The following is a 12,286-nucleotide window of genomic DNA, read 5'->3' on the forward strand; positions in this document are numbered from 1 at the left end:
TACTATGCAATCAATTGAACAGCCCCCCCTGTCGTTAGTGGTATTCGACATGGCTGGTACTACCGTTACGGATCATCACGAAGTAGAACGCTGTTTTGCCGAGGCAGCTGCTCAAACAGGACTCTCCGTTACTGCCGGGCGCATTCTGGCCATGCAGGGCCTTGCCAAGCGCTACGTATTTGAAACGCTGTGGAAAGAACAGCTGGGCGACGAGCATACCGATATTCAGGCGAAGATAGATGGATCGTATGATGCGTTTCGGCACATTCTGGAACAACATTACAAAACCCAGGGAGCAACGCCTACCGAAGGTTGTCTGGAAACGTTTGCCTGGTTGCATGAACGGGGCATTGCTATTGCCCTCACCACGGGTTTCTACCGGGTTGTGACCGACATTATCCTCGAAAAACTTGGCTGGCTAACCGGTCTTAGTGAACAGCGGGTGGGTACGGCTGATAGCCTGATTCAGGTATCCATTGCCAGTGATGAAGTGGAACGGGGCCGCCCGTACCCGAATATGATTGAGCGGGCCATGCAGCTGACGGGTGTAGAAAACCCGAAAGCGGTTGTGAACATCGGCGATACACCATCCGATTTATTGTCGGGCCGGGCGGCCGGAGTTTTTCTCAACCTGGGCTTAGTGAATGGCACACATACCCGGGAACAGCTGGAGGGTTATCCGCACGATAAACTGCTGGGTTCGTTGGCTGAACTACCCGCTCTGCTGGCTTCTCAGCCTGTCATTTTATAGCCATTTTTTTACTGTCATTTTGTGGTCATTGATGGCCGTTCAGTTGTTGTCAATGATCATTAAATGACCACTAATGACAATCGAATGACGACGCACCAATGACCAATACCCAATCATGTACGATTTCATTATCATCGGTGCCGGTGTACTCGGTACGTTTCATGCCTACCATGCCGCTAAAGCCGGAAAACGGGTGTTGCTGCTCGAAAAAGACCGCTACCCCGTTGGTGCTACGGTACGCAATTTTGGGCAGGTGGTCCCCTCCGGGCTGGCCGGGCGGTGGTTCGAGTACGGGCGAAGGAGCCTGGAAATCTACCGGGCCATCCAGCAGGAAACGGATATCACCATCCGGGAGAACGGTACTATCTACATCGCGTCGGATGCCGATGAATGGCTACTGGCTACTGAACTTCATGATCGTTATCAAGGCATCGGCTATCCCAGCGAGTTGCTGACCAAAGCCCAGTGTCTGGCTAAATACCCGTCTTTACAACCGGATTACGTGCTGGGAGGGATCTTCTTCCCGCAGGAGATGAGTGTGGAGCCGGAACAGATGATTCACCGGCTGATTGCTTACGTTCAGCAAACATATGCGGTCGATTATCGGCCCGGTTCGGCAGTTGTCGATGTGCAATCGAAGGCAGATGGTGCGGTTGTAACGCTCAGTAACCGGCAGCGATTCGAGGCCGGGCAGGTGCTGATTTGTTCGGGCCACGAGGTGCGGTTGCTCTTCCCGGAGGTACTGGCTAGTGCCGGGTTGGTCGTGAGTAAATTACAGATGTTGCTGGCGGCACCGGTAGCGGGTCTGAACCTGCCAGGGAATATCCTGACGGGCCTGAGCATCCGGCGGTACGAAGCCTTTCAGGAATGTCCGTCTTACGAACAGGTAGCGGCAAGTGCCCCGGCGGACCGTGCCGAACTCAAAAAGTGGGGCATTCACATCCTGTTCAAACAGGCAACAGACGGCGGTATTATTGTGGGTGATTCGCACGAGTATGCGCCCGCTACCGAAGCCGAAGACCTGGGCTACCACACGCAGGATTTTATCAACGACCTGATGCTGGCCGAAGCCCGGCGTATCGTTACCTTTCCCTTAACCATCCAGAAAACGTGGGCGGGCTTTTACAGCCAAACCCCTGCCGAAATTTTTGAACATCGCATCGACGATTCTATTCGTATCATAACCGGTATTGGTGGGAAAGGCATGAGCTCCAGTGCTGGCTATGCTGAAGCGACTATAAAAAACTGGTTGGGTCAGTAGTTGAATTAGCATGTCGGCGCTAATTCAACTACTGACCTAGTTTTAATCGGGCATTGGTTCCGTAGTTGATTTGTACTCCCGGATCGACTAGTACCCGAAGCGCAGTGGCCGTGTAACCAGCCGGTAGCGTCACGGTGTGTTTGATTTGTACCACATCATAACCGGTTGGTATCCGGTGACACGACCAGGTGGCCGTGTCATACCAAAAACCGGCTTGAAGCGTATAGAATGCACCACATGTCTGGAACAGGGAAGATGCCGAAAAGTCCGAATTTTCGGTGGGTGAGCAGATCGTTCTGATCTGCCATTCGTAGGGGGAATCGGTAGTCAGGTTTGTTACCACTACACTGCCCGAAATTCCTGCTCCAGTCAGATTACTAAGCGTGGTCCAGTCGGGGAATCCAACCACTCGATAACGAAGCTGATACCTTGTCGTATTATCCCCATAGTTAAAGGACCAGTTTAGCTGGGCTGATGTAGGGGTTAGGATGATAACCGATTGGCTATGGGGTGAATAGCAGGGATAAGTGCCAAAAGAACTGGAAACCGAATACGCCGAGTAGATATCGTCGCCACAGTTCGATCTGACCTGCCATTCGTAGCCAGCGTTTGTTTGTAGCCCCGTAATCGTTGCGCTGAAGGTTGTCAGGCCAAGGATGTCTGTCCAGGCCGTTGTACCAGTGCGTCGGTAACGCAGATCATAAGTAACGCCTGTACCCGTGAGTGCCCAGCTCAAGTACGCGGAGGTAGTTTTGGGCGAAACACTCAGCCCGCTGGGTATCTGGCAACCGGTAGTAAACGACTGACCCGAGGTGTAAATCGAGTTATCGACGGCAGAACAGACCGTTCGGATAGCCCATTCGTAGGTTTTGTTGTTGGTCAGACCCGTTAAACTGTAGGCAAACGTGCTGGCATTGTCCGTAACAGCCAGACGATTGAGTGTCAGCCAGTCAGCCGCTCCGGTTACCCGGTAACGAACGTCAAATAATGTACCCGGGTCGACGGATGTAGACCATCGGAGGGTTATGGACGTAGCCGTTGGCAGATACCCGTATGCGTAGGAAGGAGCTAAACAAACAGTGGTAAACGGAGTGCCTGTTGCGTAATCAGACTGACTATTGGACGGACAACTATTCCGGACCCGCCACTCATAGGTCGTATTGCTGGTTAGACCCGTGAGGGAGTAGGTTGTGCTGGCGTTGGCTGAAGCCGACATAATGTTGCTGACCGTGAGCCAGTCAGTACGGCCCAGTGGCCGGTATTGCAGTTGAAACGTAGCATCAGTTTCAGGGGTATAGGCATTAGGCGTATTCCAGGACAGTTTCGCTGTGGAAGCTTTAGGAGAAGCGTATAGGTTTAAGGGCGTTTGGCAGGCGGGAGTAAAGGTGATTGTGGCAGAATAACCAGAACTTTCTGTCATTGAACAAACGCTTTTGAGCTGTGCCTCATACACAACGTTGGGTGTCAGCCCGCTAAGCAGATAGGTGGTATACTCCCCGGTAGTTATCTGATCGATAGTTGTCCAGTTGGGGCTGCCAACGGGTCGGTATCGAAGGGCGAACATACGCCCTGTTTCGTAGAAGGAAGTGCTCCAGATCAGCGAAACAGCGGTTGAGCTATTCGAACTTACCTGCAACAGGGGTACCGGGCAGGATAGCGTTGTAAACGATTGCACAGGGCTGAAATCGGTAGTGATAGTCGTTGAGCCGGGACAGGTACCCTGTACGCGCCACTCATAAGGCGAGGCCGGGTTCAGACCCGACAGGGAATAATAGGGACTACTGATGCCTTCAATTGACGTCCAGTCCGTTGTATTGCGTGAACGCCATTGCAACCTATGCACCTCAGAGGAGCCAGATAGCCAACTCAGTGAGGCTACTGTGCGGGATGGGTAGGCAGTGTAGGGAACAGGAACGGGACAAATGGTTGTAAAACGAACCGGGTTCGTATAGGTGACTGTCCCCGTCGTTCTGACCTGCCATTCATACGAGGTATTAACGGATAGTCCACTTAACGTTATGGCGAAATTGGGCAGATTCGTAAACTGTATCCAGCTGGAGGCCCCTACCGCACGCCACTGTACATCATAGGTGGCTCCCGACCCGGCACTATTCCAGTTTAACTGTGCCGAGGTCCCTGTAATATTGGTAGTTGTGGGGGTGAGGAAGGGAATAAATTTGATGGCGAAGGCTGAGCTAAGGCTACCCGTTGTCGTGTTGGATGGCCGGACGCGATAATAGTATTGAGTATTCAATACCACCTTATCATCCGTGTAAGTTGAAACGTTTGGTGCTACACCACCAATAGGCACAAAACCCGCATCGGGTGAACCAGAGCGTTCAATAAAATAGCCCATTTCGTTAGCCGCATTGGCCTGCCATGTCAGCATGATGGACTGACCACTCACGCTGCCGGTCAGATTGCCGGGAGCCGTTACATTGGTGGCCGGTGCATCGAGGGTGTAGGCGGTATGCGTCTGCCGCAGCGCCAGGGCAGCCTGCATTCGTTCGTATTGGCCGGGCGTGAAATCATGCGTACACGGACCATAATACGACATGATATTGGTAATGAGTGGCATATAGGCATCCCCGTTCGCATCACGTGCCGTACCGTTGGGGTCATACTGTGGGCAACCATTACTGTAGATTATACCTGTTCCAGCCATATTGTACGGGTCGGCGGGCGTATCGCAAATCAGATCGCCATCGGTAGTACAGTTGGCACCGGGCCCCCGGGTAACCAACTCGGTTGTTACACCCGTACCAAGCGAACCATTGCCGGAATTCTGACCAAACGTGTGAATCAGGTTGAAGTTGTGCCCCAATTCATGGGGCACCAGGCGATTCCCCATATCCTCAATATTGTTTTCGTTGAGGATAAAAGACCGGGTAGAATACAGCGCATTATCCGGATAATAAGCATACCCACCCAGCCCCGAATTTGAAAACTGATTGACATAATATTGATTCATGGCATTACGCGCATCATAGGCATCAACTGACTGGTTATTGTACGAATTGTACATATCATCATTGTCGATGTAGTCAGGCGTTGATCCGGCAAAGTAAAATTGGATGCCCATCCCGTTGAGCAGATAGTAACCATTGGTCAACGCCATTATCTGATTCATGCTAGCCAGACTGTACCCACCAGTACCATTGCTTCGCCGTATAATGTGCGGACGAATAGGGACGAATGTAACAGGCTGCGTATTGGTAGACGAGGTCATCTTTTGGCGCAACGCTCTGTTCCCGTCCCGTACCAGTTCCCGAGCCTGCTCCGCTGTCAGGTCTGTAGTGCCGCAAAAGGAGGCAGAGGGGGAGGGTATTGTCTGTGCCTGTACCGTTAGTTTGGCCAGCAACGCATTCAATAAAAAAAATAGTAATAAAAGGAGATGTTTCGGCATGAAAGGGAGGTGGATGTAAGGTCCGCAAGTAAACAAAATTTCCAGTAGGTTACAACATCGATCAATAGATCTGGATGATCTTATTGACGCATCGTTGCGTGGTAAACTTATTCATGTACGTCAGAAAACTATCTGGTAAATAAGCATTAATTTAATATTAAATTTTTTTATTATCTATTTACAAATCGTTGATATTCAGTAGTCATTGCTGAAAAAGTGAGGCTATACCTTTGCAGGTAATTACCTAAGTAATACTAACCTGCATATGTTATGATGTCTACTTTACCAATTCCGGTGCCATCTTCCCGGTTGACCGATACTCGTTTGCTACGCCGATTATGGGTGGCTTTTTTGTTTTGCCTGCTGCCCGGTTTTGCCGCCCTGGCACAAACTGTTTCGGGACGCGTTACGGCCGCCGATGATAACCAGCCGCTGCCCGGCGTGTCTATTCTGGTGAAAGGGACAACCACCGGAACCACCACCCTGGCCGATGGTACATACTCGATTCGTATACCCGCCAATGCTACACTGACGTTCTCTTTTATCGGGTATGAAACAAAAGAAGTACCCGTCGGTACGCGCACGGCGATTGATGTTTCGCTGGCCGTTGGTACATCGACGCTGAACGAAATAGTTGTTACGGCCCTGGGTATCAAAAAAGATATCCGCACCATTGGTGTCTCTATTCAGTCGATTGACGGGGCCAACGTGACCAAAGCCCGTGAGCCAAATCCAATCAATTCGCTGGTGGGTAAAGTAGCCGGGCTTACCATTGGGGCTAGTGCTGAACTGCTGCGCCGACCCAACATCGTGTTGCGGGGTAATACTGACGTGCTGTTCGTTATCGATGGCGTACCCATCAACTCCGATACGTGGAACATCAGCCCCGACGATATTGAGACCTATTCGGTCCTGAAAGGGGCTTCCGCTTCGGCCCTGTACGGTTTCCGGGGCAAAAATGGAGCCATCCTGATTACCACCAAACGCGGCTCGAAAGATAAGCGGGGCTTCCAGGTCGACGTGAACACGAGCCAGATGTTCGATAACGGCTTTCTGGCTATTCCTAAACTACAGAATGAATACGGCCCCGGCGACCACGGCGTATATGCCTTCCGCGACGGACGCGGTGGTGGTTACAATGATGGTGATTATGACATCTGGGGACCAGCTTTTAACGGGCAGTTGATCCCGCAGTATGATAGTCCCGTTACCCCCGGCCAGAGTTACACGACTACGTACGCCAACCCGGCCGTTAAGCCCTTCATCAGCGACCGCCAGCCAACACCTTACGTGGCCCGGGGTGCCAATAATCTCTCCCGCTTTTTGCAGACCGGGATTCTGTCGACCAACAATATTGCCGTTTCATCATCGGGGGAAAAATATGATCTTCGCTTCTCGCTCTCACACAACTACCAGCGCGGTCTGGTTCCTAACACCAAGCTGAACAGTACTACCTTCAAAATTTCGACGGGGTATACCTTCACCGACCGACTCCGGTTTATGGCCGATGTACAGGTGAACCGCCAGTACACGCCCAATATTCCGGATATCAACTACGGACCAAATTCCCTGATTTACAACGTGGGGATCTGGGGTGGTGCCGACTGGGATGTCGATCAGCTGAAGAACTACTGGCAGCCGGGTAAAGAAGGTATCCAGCAGATTTACGCTGAATACCAGCGTTACAACAATCCCTGGTTCGTATCGAAAGAGTGGCTGCGGGGGCATTACAAAACCGATATTATTGGTCAGACTTCGCTGAATTATACCATCGCTCCGGGGCTGGATGCTACTCTGCGGACGCAGGTGTCGACCTGGAATCTGCTGCGGACGGAGAAAATGCCCTACTCGGCTACGGCTTATGGTCGCGAGGAAGCGCGGGGCGACTACCGCGAAGACCGCCGGAACCTGCTCGATAACAACACTGACCTGCTTATCAAGTATAATCGTAAAGTGATACCGGCTTTGAGTATCAACGCCATTGCCGGTGGTAACCTGCGGGTATATAATTACAACTCGAACTTTACTTCGACCAACTACCTGAACGTGCCGGGCGTTTACACCTTTGCCAACTCGGCCAACCCGCTGGTTGCGTCCAGCTACTTGGCCGATATGCGGGTACTGTCGGCCTATTATTCGGCCGATTTCACCCTGCGCGATTTCGTTACCCTGTCGACTACGGGCCGGGTCGACAAGTTGTCGACATTACCGAAAGGCAACAACACATTCTTCTATCCTTCGGTAGCCCTGAGTACGGTGATATCCGATTACGTGCAACTGCCTGCGGCCGTTTCATTCCTGAAAGTGCGCGGCTCTTTTGCCAACGTAAAAGATGCCCTCACCCAGTCGACCATCGGCATTCCGCAGTTCCCTTTGGGCTACGGCGAGCAGTACCAGTCGGCCTACGACGGACCAACCTACCAGAACTCGGCGGTATACGGTACGCCCCTGACCTACAATAACCAGCCGTCGGCCTACTATACCAACACGCTGAACAATCCCAATATTAAACCCAACTCGACCTCGCAGTTTGAGACCGGGCTGGACGTTCGTTTCCTGAATAACCGGCTGACTTTCGACGCGGCTTACTACATTAGCAACGATGGGCCGCGCATTTTCAACCTGCCCATCTCCGAAACCACGGGCTACTCGTCGCTGCTCGTAAACGGCATCAAAACCCAGAAAAAAGGGGTGGAGCTTTCACTAACGGGTCAGGCACTCCGCAACGCTAACGGACTGAACTGGAATGTGCTGGCCAACTGGTCGACCTACACCGAGCGGTACAAAGAGTTTTACCCCGGCGTAAACTCCCTAAACACCTTCTTTAAAGTGGGCGACCGCGTCGATAGCTACTACACCCGTACGTACGTCTACTCCCCCGATGGTCAGATCATCAACGATGCCGGTGGTCGGCCCATCATCGGACCCGTATCTCAGTACGTTGGCAACATCAACCCCGACTGGGTGTGGGGCGTCAACAACCAGTTTCGTTACAAAGCACTTACGTTTAGCTTCCAGTTCGATGGCCGGGTGGGGGGCGTTATTTCCGACTACGTGCAACAGAAGGCCTACGCCGGTGGCCGGATTATCAATACGGTGCAGGGCGTTATGGGCGAAGCCCGCAAGCAGGATCTGCTGGGTGTGAAGTCGTACGTAGGCGAAGGCGTTGTGGTCTCTAACGGGGGCCAGATTAACTACGATGCCGACGGTCGCGTGACCAATTATAGCGAACTTCAGTTTGCCCCAAACACAACGAAAGCCTTTTTGCAGGACTATATCGCCCGTCGGTACGGGTTCGATGGAGGCAATATAATCAGTCGTAGCTTTGCCAAGTTGCGGGAGGTTATTATCGGTTATAGCCTGCCATCTGCCCTGCTAAACCGCATTGGTGTAAAACAGGCATCGGTCTCGCTCGTAGGGCGTAATCTGCTTTACTTTGCCCAGCGTAAAGACATCGACATCGACCAGTTTACGGGCAATGGCCGGTCAGACCTGCAAACGCCTACCACACGCCGGTACGGGATCAATCTCAATCTAACATTCTAAAAACATCACTCCCGGCTCCGTTCCAAACCGTGTACGGAGCCAGGTAAACTCCTATCTATAATGAACGTTCGTGTTTTATTCTGCCTGTCGATAACCGTACTGTCACTTCTGCTGACAAGTTGCGAGAAATCGTTCGACGAACTCGAAAAAGACCCCAACCGTCCGGTCAATGCGCCGGCCTCGCTGGTGCTACGGGGTATTCTGAACGATATGTACAATGCCAGTAACAGCCCGTCGGGCTTTGCCGGGGTAACGTACGACCCCTGGGGAGCCGAGCAGCGGTACAACCAGTTCTACGATAGTAATTACAACTACTACGCCACGAACGAGTACTCCTGGACCACTACTTCCCTGAACTTCTACACCCTGAAAGACGTGATCAAGATGGAACAGGAAGCTAAACGGGCTGGTGCCGCCGACGTAAATCCGTATTCGGCACTGGGCAAGTTCTTCCGGGCTTACTTCTATGAGAACATGACCCGGCGCGTGGGCGATGTGCCGCTTTCGGAAGCCCTACAAGGCCAAACCGACCTGGAGCCGAAGTACGACGACCAGAAAACGGTGTACATACAGATTCTGAAATGGCTGGAAGAGGCTAATACTGACCTGACTTCTGTTATCACCAAAGGTGACAATACCCTGGCCGGGGATTACCTGCTGGGCAATGACCTGCGCAAGTGGCAGAAAGTAGTGAACACCTACAAACTGCGGGTATTGATTAACCTGAGCAAAAAAGAAGCAGATACCGACCTGAACATCAAACAGACGTTTGCCGATGTAATTACCAACTCCGCTAAGTACCCGGTGATGACCAGTATGGACGATAACCTTCAGTTCATCTATAACAGCGTTACGAAGTACCCCCGCAACCAGGATAATTTTGGTCAGAGCGCAACCCGCGAGAACATGGCTAAAACCTATATCGACTTGCTGGTAGCCCGGCAGGATCCACGCCTGTTCGTGGTGGCTGAACCAGCCGCTGTCAAGCTGAAAGCGGGCTTAAAACCCACCGATTTTACCGCGTTTGTGGGGGCCAGTTCGGGCGAGGATTTGCAGGATATGTCGACCAAAGCTCTCCAGGGAGAATATTCTTTCCAAAATCGCAAACGCTATTACACAACCTATGCCGGCGAGCCTGTTTTTATCATCAGTTATCCTGAACTACAGTTCAACATTGCCGAAGGCATCAACCGGGGCTGGTCTACCGGCAATGCCGCCGATTATTACCAGAAAGGCATCAGCGCGTCGATGGGTTTCTACGGGCTGAAGGATGGCGACAATACCGTTACCTTTTCGCGGGATGGTGGCATCAGCAACTTCGATACCTACCCGATCAAATTCACCCTGGCCGATTACCTCGCCCAGCCCCTTGTAAAGTACGCTGGTAACACAGCCGATGGGCTGCAACAGATTCTGACTCAGAAGTACCTGGCGTTCTTCCAGAATTCGGGGATGGAAGCCTGGTACAACCAGCGCCGGACGGGTGTGCCGACCTTCCTGACGGGTGTAGGTACCGGAAACAGCGGCCGTATCCCCAAGCGGTGGCAGTATCCGAATAACGAGCGGACCACCAATGGGACCAATCTCAACGCAACCCTGACGAGCCAATATGGTGGTAACGATGATATCAACGCCACCATGTGGCTGTTGAAGTAATTGTTCGTTAATTTGTCAGCGTACCCACTCGGCTGTTCTCAGAAATGACTGAGTAGATGCGCTGACAATTCATTTTACCTTGCCTATGAACCGTCGAACTCTCCTCAAGTCGGCCAGTTTGCTACCCTTCGCAACTGCGCCTGACCTCGCCACTACAACAACTGGAGCACGCAAACGCGCTGTCCGGTTTGCCTATCTCGGCGATACGCATATTCTGCCCGAAACAAAGCAGATGGATGGTGTAGCGGCCTGTTTGCAGCATATACAGAAGCAGGCCGACAAACCAGCGTTCGTTCTGCATGGGGGCGACGTGATTATGGACGCGCTCGTGCTCGATAAAGCGGCCGTCAGAAAGCAGTGGGATGCCTGGAACCGGGTCACAAAAGCGGAAAACTCGTTACCAATTCGGTATGCCATCGGCAATCACGATATCTGGGGTTTCGACGCGGCCAAAGCCGATGGCGCCTACGGTAAAGCCTGGATACAGGACGAACTTCATCTGAAAAATCGCTATTATAGTTTCGATGAGCAGGGCTGGCATTTTGTGGTTCTGGATAGTGTACAGCCCAAAGCCAATGGTGTGTGGTATGCTACCAACGTCGATGCAGAACAACTCGCCTGGCTGGAGGCTGATTTACAGAAGACACCCGCCACTACGCCGGTACTGGTCATGTCGCACGTACCGATTCTGACCGCCACGGTGTTCGACTTTGCCCAGCCCATTCCGGCCATTGATGGTAAACAAACCATGATTGACGGGCTGGCCGTGTCCAATGCCCCGGACCTTGTTGCGCTGTTCGTGAAGTTCCCGAATGTGAAAGCCTGCCTGAGTGGTCATACACACCTGCTCGATCAGGTTGTGTACAACAACGTCAGCTATTTCTGCAACGGAGCCGTGAGCGGTAACTGGTGGAAAAGTGAGATGCACCGCCAAACCCACGCTGGCTACGCTCTTTTTGATCTCTACGACGACGGAACGATTGAACGAACGTATTTACAGTATGCCTAACACCCCAACCCCTTCCTGGTGGTGAGGGGCTGGGGTAAATCCCTCAAAAATGATTGCCCAACTTTTTGCCCAGAGTGGTCAGGATGCCTATTATGGCGAACCCGTTACGCAGCTCGAACACGCCCTGCAGTGTGCTCACTTAGCGGAGCAGCACGGTGCCGATAACGAAACAGTCGTTGCCGCTTTCCTGCATGATATTGGTCATCTACTGCCCCCCGAACTGGCCAACGGATACATGGATGGCTATGGTACGGTGGACCACGAAAAACTCGGTGCCGACTTCCTGCGCGAGCAGGGCTTCTCGGAGAAAGTGGCGCAACTAATTGAAAACCACGTTAATGCCAAGCGGTACCTGGTGTATAAACACCCCGATTACTTTGCCCGGCTATCGGAAGCCAGCGTGAGAACACTGGAGTTTCAGGGTGGCCCAATGAAAGCGGGCGAAGCGCTGGCATTTGAAACCAATCCGTACTTTAAGGGGATTTTACAGCTACGGGCCTGGGACGAACAGGCCAAAATTCCGGGCCTTACCACCCCTGGCATGGAGCATTATCTGGAAAAGTTTGAAAATCTGTTGTAGTTTTTTTGTCCTGTTTTTGTCATCCCGACGAAGGAGGGATCTTACACATTAAGCAGACTCAAGATCCCTCCTTCGTC

General features: G+C 52.2%; 7 protein-coding genes. 6 read left to right on the forward strand and 1 reads right to left on the reverse strand.

Features of this window, described 5'->3' with window-relative positions; all coding sequences use genetic code 11:
- Window positions 1–4 precede the first annotated feature (4 nt).
- Complete coding sequence (locus B157_RS0122000) at window positions 5–751, forward strand: HAD family hydrolase (RefSeq protein ID WP_020605473.1); 747 nt, start codon at window positions 5–7, stop codon at window positions 749–751.
- A 115-nt stretch (window positions 752–866) separates the two neighbouring features.
- On the forward strand, window positions 867–2,012 hold the full coding sequence (locus tag B157_RS0122005) for a TIGR03364 family FAD-dependent oxidoreductase (RefSeq protein WP_020605474.1): 1,146 nt from the start codon (window positions 867–869) through the stop codon (window positions 2,010–2,012).
- 28 nt (window positions 2,013–2,040) lie between these two features.
- On the opposite strand, the gene B157_RS0122010 is transcribed toward B157_RS0122005, so the two are convergent.
- Window positions 2,041–5,418: a fibronectin type III domain-containing protein gene (locus B157_RS0122010; protein WP_020605475.1), complete on the reverse strand. Its 3,378-nt coding sequence runs from the start codon at window positions 5,416–5,418 to the stop codon at window positions 2,041–2,043.
- Between the two features lie 342 nt (window positions 5,419–5,760).
- Between B157_RS0122010 and B157_RS0122015 the strand changes: the two genes are divergently transcribed.
- The 4 genes from B157_RS0122015 (at window position 5,761) to B157_RS0122030 (ending at window position 12,209) form a co-directional block, all read left to right on the forward strand.
- Window positions 5,761–8,964, forward strand: a complete 3,204-nt coding sequence (locus B157_RS0122015) for a SusC/RagA family TonB-linked outer membrane protein (RefSeq protein ID WP_020605476.1) — start codon at window positions 5,761–5,763, stop codon at window positions 8,962–8,964.
- A gap of 60 nt (window positions 8,965–9,024) precedes the next feature.
- Entirely contained in the window at window positions 9,025–10,620 is a 1,596-nt protein-coding gene (locus B157_RS0122020) for a SusD/RagB family nutrient-binding outer membrane lipoprotein (protein WP_020605477.1), read from the forward strand.
- Between the two features lie 85 nt (window positions 10,621–10,705).
- Entirely contained in the window at window positions 10,706–11,629 is a 924-nt protein-coding gene (locus tag B157_RS0122025; protein ID WP_020605478.1) for a metallophosphoesterase family protein, read from the forward strand.
- Window positions 11,630–11,678: 49 nt separating this feature from the next.
- Window positions 11,679–12,209 carry a phosphonate degradation HD-domain oxygenase gene (locus tag B157_RS0122030; protein ID WP_020605479.1) on the forward strand — a complete coding sequence of 177 codons (531 nt, stop codon included), beginning with the start codon at window positions 11,679–11,681 and terminating at the stop codon, window positions 12,207–12,209.
- Window positions 12,210–12,286 lie beyond the last annotated feature (77 nt).

Origin of the sequence: Spirosoma spitsbergense DSM 19989 (genome assembly GCF_000374085.1) — a bacterium.
GTDB classification, from domain to species: Bacteria; Bacteroidota; Bacteroidia; order Cytophagales; family Spirosomataceae; genus Spirosoma; species Spirosoma spitsbergense.